The 19,602-nt window shown below is 45.5% G+C and carries 22 protein-coding genes and 1 pseudogene; 3 read left to right on the top strand and 20 right to left on the bottom strand.

Annotated features, from left to right (window positions below):
* Positions 1–266 precede the first annotated feature (266 nt).
* Positions 267–953 carry an N-acetylmannosamine-6-phosphate 2-epimerase gene (locus tag ADU23_RS19645; protein WP_053375283.1) on the top strand — a complete coding sequence of 229 codons (687 nt, stop codon included), beginning with the start codon at positions 267–269 and terminating at the stop codon, positions 951–953.
* A 17-nt stretch (positions 954–970) separates the two neighbouring features.
* Complete coding sequence (locus ADU23_RS19640) at positions 971–1,939, top strand: ROK family protein (RefSeq protein WP_053375282.1); 969 nt, start codon at positions 971–973, stop codon at positions 1,937–1,939.
* Positions 1,940–2,005: 66 nt separating this feature from the next.
* On the opposite strand, the gene ADU23_RS19635 is transcribed toward ADU23_RS19640, so the two are convergent.
* From ADU23_RS19635 to ADU23_RS19615, 5 genes are all read right to left on the bottom strand, one after another.
* Positions 2,006–3,085, bottom strand: a complete 1,080-nt coding sequence (locus tag ADU23_RS19635) for a serine hydrolase domain-containing protein (RefSeq protein WP_053375281.1) — start codon at positions 3,083–3,085, stop codon at positions 2,006–2,008.
* Positions 3,086–3,276: 191 nt separating this feature from the next.
* A complete protein-coding gene (locus ADU23_RS19630; protein ID WP_082311152.1) occupies positions 3,277–4,722 on the bottom strand; it encodes a serine hydrolase domain-containing protein in 1,446 nt (481 codons plus the stop codon).
* A 104-nt stretch (positions 4,723–4,826) separates the two neighbouring features.
* Positions 4,827–5,552, bottom strand: a complete 726-nt coding sequence (locus ADU23_RS19625) for a Stf0 family sulfotransferase (RefSeq protein WP_053375279.1) — start codon at positions 5,550–5,552, stop codon at positions 4,827–4,829.
* A 165-nt stretch (positions 5,553–5,717) separates the two neighbouring features.
* On the bottom strand, positions 5,718–5,930 hold the full coding sequence (locus tag ADU23_RS19620; protein WP_053375278.1) for a hypothetical protein: 213 nt from the start codon (positions 5,928–5,930) through the stop codon (positions 5,718–5,720).
* A 112-nt stretch (positions 5,931–6,042) separates the two neighbouring features.
* Positions 6,043–6,915 carry a DMT family transporter gene (locus tag ADU23_RS19615; RefSeq protein ID WP_053375277.1) on the bottom strand — a complete coding sequence of 291 codons (873 nt, stop codon included), beginning with the start codon at positions 6,913–6,915 and terminating at the stop codon, positions 6,043–6,045.
* Positions 6,916–7,188: 273 nt separating this feature from the next.
* Between ADU23_RS19615 and ADU23_RS19610 the strand changes: the two genes are divergently transcribed.
* The gene (locus tag ADU23_RS19610) at positions 7,189–7,728 is read left to right on the top strand and encodes a TetR-like C-terminal domain-containing protein (RefSeq protein WP_053375276.1); all 540 of its coding nucleotides are present in this window, start codon (positions 7,189–7,191) and stop codon (positions 7,726–7,728) included.
* A gap of 69 nt (positions 7,729–7,797) precedes the next feature.
* Here ADU23_RS19610 and ADU23_RS19605 read toward each other — a convergent pair whose 3' ends face one another.
* The 15 genes and pseudogenes from ADU23_RS19605 to ADU23_RS19550 all read right to left on the bottom strand — a co-directional run bounded on the left by ADU23_RS19605 (position 7,798) and on the right by ADU23_RS19550 (position 19,249).
* A complete protein-coding gene (locus tag ADU23_RS19605) occupies positions 7,798–8,274 on the bottom strand; it encodes a GNAT family N-acetyltransferase (RefSeq protein ID WP_053375275.1) in 477 nt (158 codons plus the stop codon).
* A 51-nt stretch (positions 8,275–8,325) separates the two neighbouring features.
* A complete protein-coding gene (locus ADU23_RS19600) occupies positions 8,326–8,721 on the bottom strand; it encodes a GNAT family N-acetyltransferase (RefSeq protein ID WP_053377728.1) in 396 nt (131 codons plus the stop codon).
* A gap of 50 nt (positions 8,722–8,771) precedes the next feature.
* Positions 8,772–8,879 (bottom strand): annotated as a pseudogene (locus tag ADU23_RS32250) (methyltransferase); the annotation flags it as partial.
* Between the two features lie 66 nt (positions 8,880–8,945).
* Entirely contained in the window at positions 8,946–9,368 is a 423-nt protein-coding gene (locus tag ADU23_RS19595) for a VOC family protein (protein WP_053375274.1), read from the bottom strand.
* A gap of 272 nt (positions 9,369–9,640) precedes the next feature.
* Positions 9,641–10,228, bottom strand: a complete 588-nt coding sequence (locus tag ADU23_RS19590; RefSeq protein ID WP_053375273.1) for a hypothetical protein — start codon at positions 10,226–10,228, stop codon at positions 9,641–9,643.
* Between the two features lie 156 nt (positions 10,229–10,384).
* Positions 10,385–10,741 carry a VOC family protein gene (locus tag ADU23_RS19585; RefSeq protein ID WP_053375272.1) on the bottom strand — a complete coding sequence of 119 codons (357 nt, stop codon included), beginning with the start codon at positions 10,739–10,741 and terminating at the stop codon, positions 10,385–10,387.
* A 95-nt stretch (positions 10,742–10,836) separates the two neighbouring features.
* Positions 10,837–11,148, bottom strand: coding sequence for a hypothetical protein (locus tag ADU23_RS19580; protein ID WP_157265875.1), 312 nt, complete (start codon positions 11,146–11,148; stop codon positions 10,837–10,839).
* 37 nt (positions 11,149–11,185) lie between these two features.
* Entirely contained in the window at positions 11,186–12,475 is a 1,290-nt protein-coding gene (locus tag ADU23_RS19575) for an amidohydrolase (protein ID WP_053375270.1), read from the bottom strand.
* Positions 12,476–12,629: 154 nt separating this feature from the next.
* Entirely contained in the window at positions 12,630–12,782 is a 153-nt protein-coding gene (locus ADU23_RS32870) for a hypothetical protein (RefSeq protein WP_157265872.1), read from the bottom strand.
* A 136-nt stretch (positions 12,783–12,918) separates the two neighbouring features.
* Positions 12,919–13,152, bottom strand: coding sequence for a GNAT family N-acetyltransferase (locus ADU23_RS32245; RefSeq protein ID WP_269433171.1), 234 nt, complete (start codon positions 13,150–13,152; stop codon positions 12,919–12,921).
* Between the two features lie 137 nt (positions 13,153–13,289).
* On the bottom strand, positions 13,290–14,078 hold the full coding sequence (locus ADU23_RS19570; RefSeq protein ID WP_053375269.1) for a TerC family protein: 789 nt from the start codon (positions 14,076–14,078) through the stop codon (positions 13,290–13,292).
* A 291-nt stretch (positions 14,079–14,369) separates the two neighbouring features.
* Complete coding sequence (locus ADU23_RS19565; protein WP_053375268.1) at positions 14,370–16,079, bottom strand: S41 family peptidase; 1,710 nt, start codon at positions 16,077–16,079, stop codon at positions 14,370–14,372.
* A gap of 122 nt (positions 16,080–16,201) precedes the next feature.
* On the bottom strand, positions 16,202–17,557 hold the full coding sequence (locus tag ADU23_RS19560) for a HAMP domain-containing sensor histidine kinase (protein ID WP_053375267.1): 1,356 nt from the start codon (positions 17,555–17,557) through the stop codon (positions 16,202–16,204).
* Positions 17,554–18,231, bottom strand: coding sequence for a response regulator transcription factor (locus ADU23_RS19555; protein ID WP_053375266.1), 678 nt, complete (start codon positions 18,229–18,231; stop codon positions 17,554–17,556). The genes ADU23_RS19560 and ADU23_RS19555 overlap by 4 nt, the downstream gene beginning before the upstream one ends.
* A 136-nt stretch (positions 18,232–18,367) precedes the next feature.
* On the bottom strand, positions 18,368–19,249 hold the full coding sequence (locus ADU23_RS19550; RefSeq protein WP_053375265.1) for an aminoglycoside phosphotransferase family protein: 882 nt from the start codon (positions 19,247–19,249) through the stop codon (positions 18,368–18,370).
* Positions 19,250–19,602: the final 353 nt, after the last annotated feature.

Below are 19,602 nucleotides of genomic sequence, written 5' to 3'. Positions count from 1 at the left end.
CATAGCTCTAGTATAGAAAGGAGAATGATCTGGATCTATATACTTGTATTTACTTTCGTATACACCTCTTGACTAAAGGGGCTTAGCCCTATTTATCGGGCGAAAATGAGCTTGACGATAACAAATCGAATGGTTACCATGGGCATTGGACAGAGGCTTATATGGAAAATTTGTAGCGATAGGAGCAACCATTTCTATTAAAATGGCAGGATGTCCTTTTTGCAATGGGTTGATTTTATTTTCCAATTATAGCAAGGAGGATGAGTATGGCTAGGCAAAATGACATTTTCCCCAAAAGAGGCTTAATCGTGTCGTGCCAGGCGCTTGAGCATGAGCCTCTTCACGGAGGCGACACGATGGCCAAGATGGCAAAAGCAGCCGTTATGACCGGTGCAATCGGCATCCGTACGAACGGCGCGTTCGATATTGCTGCTATTAAACTAGCTGTTCATGTACCGGTTATTGGGTTGATCAAACGGGATATTCCAGGCTCGGACATTTTTATTACACCGACGCTGGAAGAGGTGAAGGCGATCATCTCCGCAGGGGCAGACATCGTCGCGCTTGATGTGACGGATCGCGAGGGGCGGCTGGAAGCGGTCAAGCCGCTCATCGACTATGCGCATCAGAATGGCGCTGCCGTCATGGCTGATATTTCTACATTCGAGGAAGGGCTTGCGGCGGCTCGGCTTGGCGTAGATTTCATCGGAACGACCCTCTCCGGCTACACGCCATACAGCCCGCAGCAGGAGAAGCCTGATTTTGAATTGATCGAACGTCTATCGGAAGCGGTGCAGGTACCCGTTATTGCGGAGGGCCGTATCTGGACACCTGAGGAAGCTGTAAGGGCGATGAACGCGGGCGCTGCCCACGTCGTCGTAGGCAGCGCCATTACGCGACCGCAGCTTATAACCGCCCGTTATATTCAAGCTCTGAGCAAGATGAACGAATAAAGAACGGAGTGCCAACCATGACAAAAGAGCGATTTGATCCTTCGTCATCATTTGCGATTGGCGTGGATATCGGAGGAACAAAAATCAATTCGGGCATCGTCACAAAGGAAGGGGAAGTGCTGCTGTCCTTTAGCCTCAGCACATTGGCTGGGCAAGCGAACACGGTCGATCGCGTGCAGGAAGCGGTCGAAGGGCTTCTAGCTAAAGCACGGCTACAGCAGCCGGGCATCCGATTTAAAGGGATCGGTGTCGGGAGCGCAGGTCAGGTGGATTGGAAAGAAGGCAGCATTCGGCATGCCTCGGAGCTCATTGCCGGATACACCGGAACGAAGCTAAAGCGTATATTGCAAAATCGTTTCCTGCTCCCGGTCTGGGTGGACAATGACGTCAACGTGCTTGCGCTGACGGAAATGCGGCTCGGAGCCGGTCAAGGCGTGAGCAATCTGATCTGCCTCGCGCTCGGAACCGGAGTTGGCGGAGCCATTGTCGTCGACGGCCGTCTGATGCACGGCAATTGGGGCGGGGCTGGAGAGCTCGGTCACCTGTCCGTTGACTTCAAAGGCATACCCTGCGTTTGCGGTGCACGGGGATGCTTGGAGCAGTATGCGTCTGGAACGAGCATTGCGCGGCGAATGCGTGAGAAGCTGGCAGCGAGCAGCATGCTGGATGAGCAGTTGGACACGCGCGAGGTGATATACCGCTGGCAGGCCGGAGATCCGATAGCAGTGGACGTGATGGACGAAACGATCGCTGCGCTTGGCACGGCTATTGCATCGCTGATCCATACGTTTAACCCAGAGCTGATCATCGTTGGCGGCGGCGTAGCGGAAACCGGCAAGCCGCTGCTGGAGCGGCTTCGCGCAGAGGTACGGCTCCGTTCCATGCCGTCGCTCGCGGCTGGCGTCCGGATAGAAGCGGCATACCGCGGCAATTGGAGCGGCATGATCGGTGCTGCGCTGCAAGTATGGGAGTATGAGGATTTATAGTAAAGAGGTTTGCATATAGGGTCGCTTTCTTATGCGGCCTTCCTGTTTGCTTCCTGATTGTTCAATTTATAGAATCGGCCATTGATAGGTTTGAGAGACCGTTCGTATAATTTCTCCGATTAAGGCTTCCTCTTGCGGCTTACCCGGTTCAGCATTGGTCATGACGACTATTCCGGATTTAAGACGCGGGTAGGCGGCAAGCATGCACTGATAGCCTATCCCCCAACCTTTGGAGAGCATGCATGATTCTCCGCTCGCTTCAGATAAAAAGACCCCTAATCCGGCAAAGGGCGCACACCCGTATCCCGTGAGCATCTTCTGAGCCGAATGCTGTGTTAGGAACGATGTAACGCCGCCACTCCAAGCTTTAAAGACTTCGATCGCGATTAAAGCCATCTCGGATGATGTTGTCCACAAGCCTGCGCCAGACAAATTCGGGTAATGTGCTCTCGTTCCGATCACCACATTCCCGTGCTTATCATGCCCTGCCGTTAGGCTGGCTTCCTCAGAACCGTCCGGTTTCGTGAGGCCATTCCAAAAAAATGTCGACTTTAAACCCAATGGCGCAAATACAAGATTGTCCATGGCCGAGCTGAAAGACTCTCCCCTCACCTCCTCGATAATAAGCTCCAAAATCGTGTAGCCCGTATCCGAGTAGTGAAACTCACTGCCAGGTTCATATTTGACCTCCGCAGCCTCTGAATTGTATTTTGTTGTCCCCAATAGCAGTTCCTTAGGCGTGGGAAACGGAGAATGCTGCCCGCATATGTCATAGCTGCCCTCTACGTCTATGAACCCTGACTGATGGGCTAACAAGCTGCTAATCGTTACTTTGTTTGCATTCGTGTATTGGTTTTCTGGAACACGCCAACTTTTCAAATAAGCGTTCGCCTCTTCTTGCAAATCTATCTTGCCTTCTTGAACTAGCTTAAGTATGCCGATAGCAGTGACCATTTTACTCATGGAGCACGCGTGAAAGAGACTTTCTGAAGTTACTTTCCTAGGTTTGCCCGCCTCTTCAACCCCAAGGCTAATCGTGCTTGCGAGCTGGTTCTCCTGGAAGATCGTTATGCCCGCTCCTGGAACGCCAAATAGGCTCATACGCTCTTGCAGCTTCTCTTTTAAGTGACAATTATCTATTTCCATATACAGCCTCCCTATAAATAACAGAACATTTGTTCCTGCTTGTATTACACCATAATTATCCATAGGCAGCAAGCGTTTGTTAGGATTGCGATGTTCAACGCACAAAAAAGGCAGCGGCCGCTTGGACGGTAAAAATAAAGTCCCAAACGGCCGCTGCCTTTTTTTTAAACTTACGATTCTTATTCTATTTCTTATTCCTTTGCTAATTCCGCTATCCGCCCTTGCATCCCAGGCATATCAGGGAATACGTTGCCTTTAAGGTTTAAACTTATTTTATCCCCTTCAAATTGAAGCAGCATTGTAAACGCAAACGGCGTTTCGATATACCTCATCGTCAGTTGGAGCGTATCCTTCTCCCACGTAAAGCTGGAAGCAACACGTTTATCCTCATCCTGAAGCAGACGTGTGGTAGCTTCCTCCCAATCCCCCCGGCCAAAGATAATCCGATTTTCTTGATCCATCTTGCTCAGGACGGCTACTGCTTGATTGTCCTCAAAGGTCAGGGAAATGCTTTGCCATTGCTGCTCATTGTCCTCAAGCATATATTTGTTGCCGGAGATCCCTGCTTCCAAGGGTGAGTCCGGCTGCAGGCGCGGTATTTGAAGCGCCAGACCCTTCAGCCGATCCGCAAGCTGCGCTTCCGCATCCAGATCCGCGGCAAGCGGTGACGATTCCATTGCCGGGAGCAAGTGATCCCATACGGCATTCATGATCCCCTGCATATCGTTCGAGCCGCTTGTTATAGCCAGCACCGCATCCTGCTCCGGCATCACGATACAAAATTGACCGAACGCGCCGTCTCCCCGGTACAAGCCGTGCCTGCACCGCCAGAACTGGTAGCCATACCCTTGAGCCCAATCGTTTTCTCCGCCGTCTCCATTGGAGATTTGTTTGGACGTAGCTTCCTCTACCCACCCCTCCGGCAAGAGACGCCGGTCATGCCACACGCCTTTCTGCAGATAAAGCTGCCCGAACTTAGCGATATCCTCCGTCGTGACGTTCAAACCCCAGCCGCCGACGTTTATCCCCTTGGGACAGCTCTCCCAAATCGCTCCTTTTATGCCAAGCGGCTCAAACAAACGGGGCTGCAAATAGTCAAGCAGCGTTTGGCCGGTTACTTTCTGAAGAATGGCTGACAGCATATATGTAGCACCGCTGTTGTAGACAAAATGAGTACCAGGTTCGTGCAAGACAGATAGATGGAGAAATGCTTTTGCCCAATTTCCATCTTCGCTTTGGGTCATCTTATTCGTTGTATCTTCGTCATGGCCCGTTCCCATCATCAGCAAATGACGAATGCGCATAGCCGATAAATGGGGTTCTATTTCCTCCGGGGCATCCTCCGGGAAAAACGATACGACCGTATCGTCCAACGACAGCTTCCCTTCCGAAGCTGCTAGACCGATGGCGGTTGAGGTAAAGCTTTTGCTAAGCGAGAACAGCATATGAGTGATGTCGGAAGCATAAGGAGCCCACCAGCCCTCCGCTACTACATGGCCGTGCCTGAGCAGCATAACGCTATGCAGCTCCAATTGACGTTCTTGTACAGCGTTTAAAAAAGCATTTACAGCTGAAGAGGGAATTCCTTGTAATTCTGGCTGACTTCTGGACAAATGCAGATTAGTCTGTTCCATCATTTCATTCCTCCTTTATACTACTAACTTACTGCAACCGCAGAGGGCTGGCAAGCGTTTTTGTGAGCGCTATCATATGCGAATAAATAATCGAACGAAGAGTAGCATTACCAGCCTTTATTCACCCAGTCCCGCTGCCGTTCCTCCCGAAATCTTTGCACCCACTGCTCCGCAGCAGCATCCGCTAGCCGATCCAGAGACGGCGGGGCGATGATCACATTTTCCGAAGAAATATTTAAGTACGCCAGCACGTTCAGGACGGTTCCCTCGTAGTCCAGAATAAAATCCTCATAGACGATCGTCAGCGGCACGATCTTCTCCTCTGAGAAAAATTGCTCCATGGCCGCTTCACGCATCGAGCATTCTATATACAAATGATTAATCGCATCGAAATTATATTTATCTTCTATATCATGCTCCTGCGGCTTTTCGCCATGCTTTCTATGCCACTCTCCAGATACGATTGCGCGCCACCATGAAACAGCCAGCCGCACTTTGTTTCTGCGCGTCATCCAAATATGCTTGTTGCAATTAGGAAAAGCGGCGCGCCATACCTCAGCCTGAGTCGCGGTTTCAGGCAATTCAAAAAGCTTTCTAAATCCGTTAATCCACTCCCGATTGAGCGAGGTTTTTACCCCAAACACCCCGTTTGAAGTGGTGCCACCCTTCCACATGGCTTCAACTTCCTCTTTGCTAATGGTATGCGGGTCTCTAGCGTGCATCCATTCACAAGGATTCCCGGCTACTCCCGTCGAAGAAAGCGCATCGTTTAAGAGAGTGCTTCCCGTACGCTGTGAAAACCAAGTCGTATAGCTTTGCTTAGGTTCTATCATCCAGCTTCCTCCTTTTGCGCCCTCTCGGCGTAACATTCCGCTTCTAACAATTAGTTTATTCGCTTACCCCGCGATATTCGAGGTAATATTTACTTATAATGAAAGATTACCCAGCAACAAAAAAAAACGCCGCGGCTGGAATAGCCGGGCGATCTTTCATTTAGCCTACTGCGGATCAGCTTGTTTAATCCCGCCTGCTGCACCGCCATAGGGCAAATAATAAGCGCTTGCTTGATATTGGCCGTCAGGCGATTTGATCGGATTCACAAATATGGTTGCATGATTAGGATCTTTGAATTGATAAAAGTACCTATTATAGCCGATTAACAACAAAAGGCTGATTAGCAAAAGCAATAACAAGATGTACCTTTTTTTCATCCAAGCTTCCTGTATGTCTTTTTTTTATCGCAAAGAGCGCAGCCCGTCCTTGTTTGTCTTACAAAAAAAAGCTGATCGGCAAACGATCACCAACCAGCCTTTTTCCTGATGCTTATTTTTCCCGAATGACTAATAACACGCCGATAAAGATGAATAGCGTTCCTAACCAAAAAGAAAGACCAATTTGTTCACCTAGCAATAACCAGCCTAAAAAAGTACCAACTATAGGCTGAAAGAAGAAAAACAACCCTCCGCTTGACGCATTGAGCATATGAAGTCCGCGGTTCCATAACAAGAAAGCACATGCTGTCGATACGACGCCCAAGTATAAAAGACCGCTCCACACAGATGGCTGCAGCATCGCTTGAAAATCGAACTCAGCTAATCGGCCAACTGTAAAAGGTGTCAGCAACACGATCGCCACTAGAATAGCATAGCTAGTTACGACTATCTGTGAATATTGCCCCGGTACACGCTTAACTAGAACAGACATGAGCGACCATGTCAGCGCTGCAAGAAGGAGCGATGCGCCGCCAAGCTGATTCGTTGAATCAATATGGGCATTTCCAACAATTATGCAGACACCCGCAGTTGCCAAAAGAATAGAAATGGCTTTCTTTAACGTCAATTTTTCTTTTAAGAGGATACGGGCAAACACGACCATGAATGCAGGCGTCGTTGAAGTGATAATGGCACCCATCTGCGCACTGGAAAGCATCGTCCCCACTTCTTGGGATACAATGGAAATCGTATTTCCAATAAGGCCAATCAACGATATGAGTAGCCAGTCACGTTTTGCAACGCGCCAAGATTGTTTTGTGGCAACGCCTATAATGAGCAATGCAACAAGTGCAATGACATAGCGAAACCATACCAATTCAAGCGGCGGCACAACATCGACCACCACTTTTACGACAACATACATCCCGCCCCAAATACTGGCAGCGATTGATAAATATAAAGAACCTAATAAGGTGTTTTTCATTTTGTACCCTCCGTTTTTTTAGACAATTCCTGTCCTTAACGGAGTTGTAGTTATTCCACCGTTAAGGGAGAATAATTACAGGTACATCATTTTCAAATAGCGGTGAATACATCATCGACTTTCAGCTCACTCTCAAGAGAATTATTTTATTATACATTAGTTCTGTTGTATAAGCATAAACATTGCAACAAAATTTCCCTTCTCCATCTCGTTCTTGCGGTTAAAACAGAGAATAGAATAGGGTGAAAACAGCTTCATCAAGGGAGGAATCTGATGTCACTTTTGCCATACCGTCCATACAAAATGGTTACTCGTTCATCGATTATTCGCGAAGATATCCCTTCGGGTCTTAGTTATGAAGCTCTTGTGGCGGCATTCGAGCATGAACTGGGGCGGTGGGATCCAGCAGTCGAAACAGCGCTCAGGAGACCAACGAATGATGGGGAATGGTTGATCACGTTTTGCAGTGCAAATGAAATAAATCAGGGAGAAGCAACGCTGATCAACGATCTGAAGCCGGTATTTAATTATTTCGAGGAAAATATTTTGTTCTTCTCTGCTATGCTCTCCAATAAAAGGACATCCGTATTCCGGGAGCGCCTGTTGACATTCGTGTCTGCTAACGTGAAAGAGAAGCTCGATAGGCAGGAGAGCAAGCCTTCCATAGACAATGAACTGAACGCCCAATTTATGGCATCGGCTTTCGTCGGCATCTTGGAATGGTGGATTCAGCATAAAATGCCTCATCCCCCAGCGTATATGGCGGACCAACTATCGAGATTATTTGAGAGGAATGAAATTAATTCCGCTTAGAAAAAGTAATCCTGCAAAAGGAATTTCATTAGAAGATGTAAGTCACATTTCAGCGGATCTTGTACTCCTTTAAAGCAGCAACTTTTTAACCATCTTGAAATTCACTAATTCCACGCCACTGCGTTCCACAACCTGCCTCTGAATGACTTCGTAACCTTGACGTTCAAAAAAAGGTTTCGCCGTAATGCTTGCTTCTGTATCAACTTCAACAAGACCTAGCTTACTCGCCTCAAATTCAAGCGTGCCTACCAATGCCGAAGCGATTCCTTGTCCTTGAAAATCCTTATGAACGTAAAGCCTGTCTAAGTGACCCTTCGTAGTCATGTCAGCAAAACCGACTATACTACGGCTGATTTCAGCAACATATGTGATGTTCTGGCTCATCGATTCTTTCCAAGCTTTCACCCTGAGCATTTTTTCGTCTTTGGGAGCCCATGCCGCAAGCTGCTCTTCGGAATAATCCCGTTTGTTTACAGATTGTACGGTTTCATAGAACAAGGAGACAATCTGATTAATATCGATCGCTATGAATTTTCTTATCTCCATTGCTTGTTCCTCCTTACGTGCATTGCATGAAGCGAGCTTGCTCAAATAAATTTATTTCGGGACGCTGTTCATAAACCGTTCCGCATCTTTTTTAAAACCATACTGTTCGTACAAGCTGTGGGCATCGAGAGTGCGCAGTATGCCGCTTATTCCTTCGTATTCTTTCGTAATTAATTCCACTAGCTTCTTCCCTAACCCTTTACCTCTAAATTCTTCATCGATAAAAACATCACACAAATAATAAATCGTTGCCCCGTCCGTTACGATTCGCGCGAATCCAACCTGTCTTCTACTTTCATAGATGCCAAAACAAATTGAATGATGGATTGATTTAATAATGGTTTCCGCTGATCTTTTATTTGCCCAGTGACTTCTAGATAAAAATTTACAAACGATGTCTACATCAATCAGTGACTTATCATCGCTAATTAGAAATTCGTTATACATGTGATTCAATATGATTCCTCGCTCCACACCGTATTTTAATAAATGATAAATTATTTAACCATTCCTATTACGAACCCATCATACCCCTTACTTCCAACGGTTTGAAGGGCAGTTGCCTTAATATTAGGTTCCTCTGCTAACAGATCATAAAATTCCCTACGAAATACAATTTCAATTAGTACTCGCAAAAACGAACCATTGTCTGCTTCCGCCCTGAACCTGATTCAAATGATTCGTTTGGAAATGGGATGATCCGCTTTCATCTCCAGCAAATCCCATAGGTTCCCGTGTAGATCCTTAAATACGGCAACCATCCCGTACGATTGAGCTTTTGGCTCCCTCACAAACTCCACTCCCCTTGAGAGCATTTCATTATAATCTCTCCAAAAATCATCCGTGTTTAAAAATAGAAATACTCTGCCGCCTGTTTGGTTGCCTACAAACGGCTCTTGTTCCGGCTTAGATGCTCTCGCAAGCAAAATTGTCGTGCCGACCGAACCAGGCGGCGCAACGACTACCCACCGTTTATCTTGCTCCGGCTGATAAATATCTTCAACTAAAGTGAAATTCAGCTTCTTCGTATAGAAGTCTATTGCCTCATCATAATCTTTTACAACAAGTGCGATATGTACGATTGATTGAACCATGTTTAACGCCTCCAGATTTTAGGCTATCCCCATACAATATTTTTATCTTGCCCGATTTAATATAGCTGTGGTCTTCGGAACGTTTGATAATTAACGCTGCGCAAGGACACATCGAATGGCAGACTCTCGTCCGTTTCTACCAGCTCATACATCGCGTATCGCTCCCTAATGGCAGTATACAATTATTTGTGAGCATAGAGTAATTTATTGCAATGCACCATTCGAATGATCGTTTTCAGGACATAGTAAAACCCAGTCCGCATCGAACCGGGTTACTCCACCACCGTAATAGTTGTATACACTTCCCCCTTGTAATGGCTATCCACCACTTCCTGCGTAAGTGAAAAATTACAGCTTGCAGCAATGAGATACGTCCCTGGTGGTAGCAGCAGGTCTTTTTCTGAATAAAACTTTTTCCAAAAATCGGCATCAGGGTCCTTAGAGCCATACCCCCCGCTCTTAGAGAAAGGGAACTCAAGTGTTTCCCCGCGAATTAACTTAGTCGACATCAACTCCATGGTGCTCGCACCGTCCATCCGTAACTTCTTGCCATCAGTCAGATAAAAGCCAATATAAGTCTCCGGTCCCCATATTGTGAAGGACTTTTGCTCTCCAATATAGGTGAGCGAAGTTGAATAAACGATTGGTTCATCGACTTTAAATGTTGTCTTGGTTATGTTTAGTTTCATTTCAAATAGATCGTCCTTCTGGACAAGCTTTGGTTCACTCATCTTCTTCGTAATCTCTGGGTCTATTGTTAAAGGCTGCTGACCAGATAATTCTCCATTTCCATGACCACAAGCACAAAGCAAAACAATCAACGCAAAACAAAGAAAGCTCAGATTCAATATTTGTTTCAAATGTTACTCCCACCTCCTCTTATATTAAAACGCAATCGTTACCCAAATTGTTCCAAGGCTAAATCAATTAATTCAGCGATTACGGTTGCTTTATCCTTACCGTTAGGTTGAGAAAAGGCTGCCGATTTTGATCGGCAGCCTTTCCTTGTCATCTACTCAACATTTACAAATCATCAATAAGTTCCCGTCTGGATCTTTAAAATTAAACCAATGGCCATTCTCTATTTCGGTAACCAGCTCAACGCCATGGTCTTTCATGAATTGATAAGCCTCATGTATGTCGTCCGTATTAAAATGGAAGGTTGGATTTCTAAAGCGGGAATCCTCGTTATAGATCTTGCTGTCTAAAACCAGATTCAAACCGTTATTGTCCAGCGGTATACAGCAGAGATGGTCTGAGATAATATCAAAAACAGGCTCTAGTTCAAGAATGGAGCAATACCATTCCCGCGCTTCTCTAATGTCGCTTACCGGAACAAAAATCGCTCCTGCTTTACTCGAAATGACATTCATCCTGTTCACTCCAATGTTTTTATAAGGTGATTGGAAAACGGATATTTTCATCCATTTATTTACTGCAATCAGGGAAATATCAACCTATCTTATCGCTATTCTCCCGTTAATATTTTGGAATTATTCTTTGTGTAAGTTGAGATCAAAGTGGATTGAATCGAAATAAGGATTGAAATTACGATTAGCCTTAGCTTCTCCTCTTCAGGAATCAATAAAGCAAATAAAAAGTACATTGTCGCTATCGTTACCAGATGATTACGAATAAAAATACCAGCACGCAGCAAGCCTTTAAAATCCCCATCGATTTTCAACACAACCCTCCCCCCAACTCCAACATCATTTTGTTCAATTTTAATATTAATTCCACATTTTCTCAAAAAATCCTGCCATGAATCAGCTACGACCAATATGGTTCATGCTTTTAATGAAAAATTATCAATTAGATTATATTCCTTCTACGATTTTTAAAGCACGGGCAGCTACTTGTTCAAACAATTCATCTTCGTCGATCGTTAGCAACTTCCGATTTTTCATCAGCACTTTGCCGTTTACAATCGTCGTATCAACGTCCGCTCCATTTACACTATATGCTAGCAGTGATTCTACATGATGGACGGGCTGTAAATGTGGTTTTTTCATGTCAATAAGAATGATATCTGCTTTTTTTCCGATTTCGAGCGTTCCTGTTTGATCCTCGATATTTAACAATTTCGCACCATTGATCGTCGCCATTTGCAGCGTTATGCGAGCGGAGAGCACAGTAGGATCGCCGTAATCTAACTTTTGGAGCCATGTTGCTGCCTTGATCTCCTCGAACATATCGACCGTTGCTGCACTTCCCGCCCCGTCCGTGCCAAGCCCTACGACAATGCCCTGGTTAATCATTTCAATTACAGGCGCAATCCCGCAGCCTAACTTCAAATTGCTTACCGGGTTATGAGATACTCCGCCACGAATCCCTCTTAAAAATCCAATATCCCGGCGAGTTAGATGTACGCTATGCGCTAACAGGACACGCGCTCTCTCAAAGAGACCCAAATGGTACAAATATTCGGTGGGGGTCTGATTGTATTTTTCTCGAATTTTTATGACCTCCTCCTTCGTTTCCGCCAAATGAATATGAACGGGAATACTCATCTGCTCCGCCATTTTTATAATATCTATTAAAGGTTCAGGGGGACATGTGTACGGAGCATGCGGTCCCAACATAGTTGTGATCCTACCATCTGCTCGTCCATTCCATCGTTCAATCAACTCCAGCGCTTCCGCTATCCGCTTGCCTCCGTCGTCCTCAAGGAATACGAGACCTCTAGTCAATGAAGCACGCATGCCAACTTCAGACACCGCTGCAGCAATTTCATTCATATGGATATACATATCGGCAAAAGCTGTAGTCCCTGATTTAATCATTTCGGCCATCGAAAGCTTAGCTCCCCAGTAGATATCCTCTGGTGTCATTTTTGCTTCGGCAGGCAGCATTTTTTGAGTGAGCCAATCCATTAACTTCAAATCATCCGAAAAACCTTTCAACAAGCTCATAGGAGTATGTTGATGCGCATTGATAAGACCAGGCATAGCAACCATGCCTTGCCCTTGAATAACCTCGTCTGCCTCATCAAAAAGCTGCTTCCCCACTTGCTTGATTTTATCGCCTTCAATAAGGATGTCTCCTTTTATCGGCTGATCATCTCCTGCCATGGACAGGATCACTACGTCTTTAATTAAAATTTTCATAAAAAATCACTCCTATATCATTTGATATGTGGAGGATAAACGATGACGTAAGGTAAAAGTCAACCTCGATAGGTAAGCGCCCATCGCAAAAAACCTCTTTACAGTAAATGCATTCACTGTAAAGAGGTTTGCTTTTTCTTTCTTGCACGTTCATTTATTTTTGCGCATTATCATTGCCTTGCTCCGGCGCTTCCTCTGCTTGCAGATCAGCGTTCACATATTCGTCCTGATCACTGCCCCAAACATAGTCGTAATTCATAATTGTTGGCTTGTCATCTGCCTTCGTGTTGTCTTTATTATTTTCCATAACCTCACTCCTTTTTGTTAGTATGTGTTGTCGTGTTGGAGAATAATCGTTTCCTTCTGAATTGCTTTTCAAGCTCTTCCAGCCTGCATAATGAAAAAAAACAGACGTACTTAGCGCCTGCTCATCCACGTGATATTCAACTATATTCACTTTCTAAAATCGAGTATTGATGGGAGTCTAGCCATTTCTCATTATGCCGTTTATGTTCCCTTATATGCCCTTCATAAGACATGCCTATTTTTTGCAGTACTTTGGCGGAACCTAAGTTATCCGGGCGGCAAGTCGCAAATATTCGATGGAGGCCGAGCTCGCGGAAACCAAATTCAAGCAAGGCTTTAGCCGCTTCGGTTGCAAAACCTTTTGACCCTATCTCCCCAAATATAATGTTCAGAGCTGTGTTTGTTCATTTTCATATCCATAAAGCTCCTTTATCCGCATATCTATAAAAAAAGCAGCCTGTTGAACTATCTCAACAGGCTGCAGCCTTTAATCATTTTTATATTTTGCTTAGGCCGCTTTCGAAGCTTGGTTTTGCTTCTCTTTACTGCCTGATAGGAACCAACCTGTTACCGCGATGAGCAGAAGCACTACGTAAAATGTTACTTTCCAGCCTGCCGATTCCGCAAAATCATGCGGGATAACGTGCAATGATGGATGTGCAAGCGTATGGACCGCTAGCTTAACGCCAACCCAGCCGACGATGCAGAATGCGGCAACTTCCAGAGCAGGTCTGCTCTCGAGCAGCTTCACGAACATATTCGCTGCAAAACGCATAATGATAAGACCGATAAATCCACCTAGGAAAATGACGATAAAGTGACCGCCATCCATGCCTCCGATTTTCGGCAAGGTCGTTGCCGGCAATGCAACGGCAAGCGCTACCGCTGCCAGAATCGAATCGATCGCAAATGCGATATCCGCCACTTCAACCTTGAGGACAGTCATCCAGAAACCGCTTTTCTTGGGTTCCTTCCCTGCACTCTTGGCTGCGGAATCCTCGCCTTTTTTTACGATGACCTTACGCAATATGTGGTTGAGCGCAATGAACAGGAGATAAAGTGCGCCGATGGCTTGCACCTGCCAGACATCCACCAAAAACGATATCGCAAACAACGAACCAAAGCGGAAAACAAACGCGCCCGCCAAACCATAGAACAAGGCCTTCTTACGTTCCGCTTCAGGCAAATGCTTGACCATAATCGCCAGTACGAGCGCGTTGTCCGCTGCGAGCAGACCCTCAAGCGCAATTAGTACAAGCAGTACCCAGCCATACTCCAATAATAATCCAAAATCCATTGTAAATCCTCCCAAGTTAGAATGATAGGCTTGCAATCTAGTTCCCCCAAAACAAAAGACCTTTGCCTTGTTAGGCAAAGGTCTCGCTAACAGTGCCTATCGGCAATGCCAATAAAGCCGGAGAACTTTCATTCTCGTACTGACGACTTTATTGTAGCAGCTACTCCCCTTTTGCGTTTGGGTAAACTATTCAATTACCGTAAAACGTTCTTGCGTAAAGCGTCTAATAAAATGTGATACGGGAAGCGGACAACATTGGTTTCATGATTCATAGATTTATTTTTTGGCATTTCAGTTTCCCAATATTTTCAATGCGTAATTCAATTCAATATCTTGCCCATCTACATACTTCTGAATAAACGTTTGTTCATCAAGCGGTATTCGTACATCCGGAGCCACTCCGCCTTTCCTTGCAGCATCGCCATCCCCTTGAATCCTTTTATTTGCATTAAGCGACCTGCCGTCGGGGAACCTAATCACATACCCTTCCGGCATCCTCATCTCTATCGGCCTGCTTACTATTCCAAACGAACCCGCCGTCGCCGTAAATCCGATGATTTTCACATTAGGCAGCCCCTTCAAAACGAGCGGCATGCCTTCGCCGGAGCTTCCCGTTCTGCTATTAATTAAGATTGCGATAGATCCGTCATAGTAAACCTTTTGAGGCTTTACGGTTAAGACTTCATTGTGATTTATTTCAAATCTCCCCGTGTTTCTATTGTAATAACTGACATATTCATAGTGCTTCTTCTCACTTACAAAAAAGCCTGCCATTGCAGCCGCAAGCGAATCTTCGCCCCCCGGATTATCCCTCAGGTCGATAACCAAACCTTTTACCTTATCCTTTTGAAACTGCTTCAACTGCTGCGCCAATGATTGGTCTGGAGCGGGGAACGTGGATTGCGCGAGAAAATGTTTGATTTTCACATAGCCGTACCCATCGCCGATTATGCTCCCTTCGACAGGAGAAGCATCTAAATCTTTTTGCGTTATTTGAACCTTCGTTTCCTTGAGCGTCTCATACTGATCGTCATAAGCCTTAAGCGTCGCCTCATTGATCGCCTTTTCTTCCAAATTCCGATAGGCCACTTTAACTTCTTGACCGATTGGCGCTCTAGCCATCAATCTTCCTTGAAAATAAGCCTTTACCTCGTCCGTAGCGTAGAAGCTCTCACTCCAGCTGGTCTCTTCGAACGCATCTTTGCCCGATTTTCCGTTCCAGCTTACAATCTCGGCACCTAGCCTTATACCGTTCTTATATGCTGGGCTCCCTTCTAAGACCAAGCTAACCCGTACCTTGCCATTGTCCAATTGAACGGTGCTGATTCCAAAACCGCCGCCAACCTCTTCTTTGAACACGTTATCGTCTTCATAGATGTTGTGGTTCATCAGCTTAATATGCCCATCACCGATGGAGCTAAGATAATCTCTTAACAATTTGTAATATAATTCCTTATCTTTATTCTTCTCCGCATGTTCGAATAGGGGACTATATTGGACTTGCAGTTCATCCCACTTCAACCCCTTCCAGCTCCCGAAAGGATACTCCCTCGACAATCTTTCGTTCATTTTCACAAAAGCGCCCTCATAGCTCATTTCGCTTAAATCGCTAGCCGGGTTATAACGGAGAACGCCGGCATTCAAGGTAGCGACTGCAATAGAAATGATTCCAATCACACAAATAGCAGGCCTGACGATCCGAATAAGCTTATTCTCCTTGCCTTTAAGTAGAGGGTTGAACCTTAATATTCTCTTTACCGTGCATAGGAATACGATAACCGTAATCGAGTAAAACAACATCGCAAGCAGCGTCCTATCTCCATACCATAAACTTGCAATGACGATAACCATACCGAGTGAGGGCAAATAGTCGAGCCATCTTGGAGAGCGATGCGCCTGCGGCAGCCCATGCCTGACTAACAAGACCAAATTCAACACGCACAATAACATTTCAAACGGCGTTAACCATTTTACCGAATCCAACAAACCATAGATACCCATACCATTATTCCTCCAATGCGCTTCATATATCTTCATAGAAAAGCGTATGGGAGAAATATGAACGGAGCGTGAACGGTCGCAAAAAAACAGGCTCCAGAATCATGAACCCGTCCTATTTCCGTTTATTCCGCAGGAAGGTTTATCGTCACGGCCGTGCCTTGCCCGATTATGCTACTGACCTCAATCGTTCCCCCGTGGAGATCTACGATTTTTTTCGCGATAGCAAGTCCAAGTCCATTCCCCTCGTTGCTGCGATTTCTAGACCGGTCAGCTTTGTAAAACCTTTCGAATATACGTGCTTGCTGCTCCTCTGAAATCCCGCATCCTGAATCGTGTACGGTTACCGTAACGAGATGATTGTTCCCAGCCATCTCAATTCGGACTTTTCCGCCTTCTGGCGTGAATTTAATGCTGTTTCCGATTAGGTTTACCCATACTTGGTGAAGTTGGTCATAATCCGCCGAAATAGGCAGTGCGGCAGACAGCGCCAAGTCCATGTCTATGCGCTTGCTTGACCACAAAGGCTCGCATGCGACGACGACTTGCCGGATCTGTTCATCAAGGTTGAACCTCGCTGCTTTAAAAGGATGATGCTCCGATTCCAGGGACGCCAGCTGAAGCAAATTATCGCTAAGCCTGGACAATCTCTTGCTCTCAGAGACGATATAACCCAAATATTTGACCCGATCATGACCGAGGATGAGCTTATCGTTCATCAACACCTTCGCGAACCCGGATATTGCGGTTAACGGCGATTGAATTTCATGCGATACATTGGATACGAAGTCCTGCCGCATCTGCTCCAGCTGCTTGAGCTCTATAGCCATTTCGTTGATGCTTTGGGCTAATATTCCGAGCTCATCCTTGCGTTTCAACGTGAGCTCCACGTCAAAATTCCCCTTTGCTAACCTCTTCGTAGCTGTTGTCATCGTTTTAAGAGGCTTGACAATATAGCGGGCAGAAATAAGAATCCCCAGACATCCCAAAACAAGAACCAATAGCAGAATAGTAAATAACAAGCGAAAAATGGTTGATTCATTTTTAGAGGATGATTGCACGAATAACGCATATCGTTTTCCTCCGCTATCAAGCGGAACGCCAATGAACGTGTCATCCTCATTTTTGGACGATCGATAGAGCTTGCCTTCGAGCACCATCCGTATCGATTCCGGCCTTATCGTGACAGCTGCCTCGCGGTTGTCGAAGCCATATAGTTCCATTACTCCGGTTTCATCCACCAATTGAAAAGGATAAGAAGTAAGCCTAGTCATGCTCTCCATAAATAGTTTGCGGTCAACTAGCTTGTCCCTTGCAATAAGGCGGGCGATTTCCTTACCCGCGGCAACCATGTCATTTTGCCCTGTTTGGTTTAAATCCTTTTGGAACAGAACTAACCCGATAAGAAGGGACGAGACTAGACCAACGATAATAATCGCCAGAAATACAAGCACGATGCGAATATATAAGCTCTTAATCATTCGTTTACCTCTAGCCGATAACCAAGGCTGCGGACGGTTTCGATACGGAAATGCTCCGCATCGCTGGCAAACCGTTCCCGAATCCGTTTAACATGAACGTCGACGGTTCGGTCATCCCCTTCGTAATCTTTTCCCCATATCTGTACAATAAGCTGTTCGCGGGTTAAAATTTGCCCTGGGTGGCTTGCCAGCATAAATAGCAGCTCGAACTCTTTGCGTGGAAGATTAAGAACCTCGTCTCTTCGATAAACCTTCAGGCTGCGTTGGTTTAGCAAAATATCGCCCATTTGTATGAGCTGCGCAGCGGCTATCCGGTAACGCTTCAAAAGCGCTTTTACTCTCATGACAAGCTCCATCGGTTCAAACGGCTTCGTCAAATAATCGTCCGTTCCGAGCAGAAAGCCCTTCACTCTCTGGCTCGGCTCCCCCTTCGCCGTGACCATCAACAGGGGTATATCCGAACTTCTGTTACGGATTTCCCTGCACAAATCCCAGCCATCCAAATGCGGCATCATAATATCGAGGATAACGAGATCGATATCCGATTCCTCTACGATTGCCAGCGCCTTTTTGCCGTCCTCCGCTTCCACCGTAACAAATCCTTCATTTTGCAAATATATGCTTATTAGCTCGCGAACGAGTGAATCGTCATCCACGATTAGTATTTTGACCATGTCGGTTATACTCTCCTTTGCATGAATGCCAGTACTCGTAATAAGCATAGTATGCCGTGCGTTTGGATTTATTGTCCAGCGGTTTGGAGCAAACGTTCAGCAAAATCTAAACAAAAAAACGGCATCTCTGCCGTTCTTATTTAGCCGCTTTATAGTCACCTGAAATGATATTAATCGTTTTATAAGCTTCTTCTGCTATCGCATGATTCGTATGTTTATGAGCATCGTAGGTAATTAAGGCCTTCCATAACGCCCATCCCCTTGCTCTGTTCCAAGTTTCTTCATTCATATTTAATACGTTTTTAAATATCCTTCTGCTATTGTCATCAAAAAAAGTCCATGCCATTGCGGCATCGCAAGATGGGTCACCTACGCCCAGTATTCCGAAATCAATGACGGCGCAAAGCTTCCCTTCATTAATTAGAATATTTCCTGGCGCTATATCGCCGTGTACCCAGACTGGCTCTAATGCCCATTTTGAATCTAATGCCAGCTCCCATATTTCTTTCAGTAGCTGTTCATTAAATGTATCCGCATGATTCGCAATCGCAATTCTAGACTCTTCGTCATATACAGCTATAGCTCCGCCTCTATAAAAATTATGCTTCCCAGCCAAAGGACCTGCGCTCGCGTCAATGGATTGCAATGCAATTAAAAATGTCCCTAATTCTTTCGCAAATTGATCTAAACCATCAATATTCCCTTTCGTTAGTGTCTCGCCCTCCAACCACTTGTTAATAGACCAAGGATACGGATATTCTTCATTTGGCTTTCCTTTTGCTAAAGGAGTAGAAATCGGAATAGAAAGTTTTTTTGATAAAATGGGCAGCCACAGTTGTTCTTTTTCCACTTGAGGGACGTAATGTGCCGCACTTGGCAGTCTCACACTCATACGTTCACCTAGATGAAAGGTGCGATTATCATGACCGCTTACTTTTACAGGTTTAATCTCCAAATCAGACCATTGTGGAAATTGTTCTTTAATTAATCGCACAACCAGATCGGCGGATATATTCATCAAGCACCCCTTCTATTAATATGGAATTTTTAAACGTAGTTCTTGTGTAAAACTTTTCAACATTCGTGTCCCATTCGTTGAGCTATGATTCATTTACTAGCATGTATCGATAACCATTGGGGAAGAGCTGCCAAAGGGTTTGATTGCCAGTTCATGTAATATTTTACCTTAATATTGTCTTTTGCGGATGTTATAAAACGACTATAGGCAATCTCCCCCCAAAAAGTTCTAGTGTATTAAAATAAGCAGGTCGCCAAAGCGCCTGCTCATCCCTGTGTGATTCAACTATCCCCGAAATATACAAAAGCGCTCACTCGAAGACTCTGTTTTACCCGTTACTCAAAAGCCGCAAT

This window comes from Paenibacillus sp. FJAT-27812 (assembly GCF_001273905.1).
Classification (GTDB): domain Bacteria; phylum Bacillota; class Bacilli; order Paenibacillales; family Paenibacillaceae; genus Pristimantibacillus.
The sequence above is the reverse complement of the archived record's forward strand: the minus strand, read 5'-3'. Positions and strand labels throughout refer to the sequence as shown.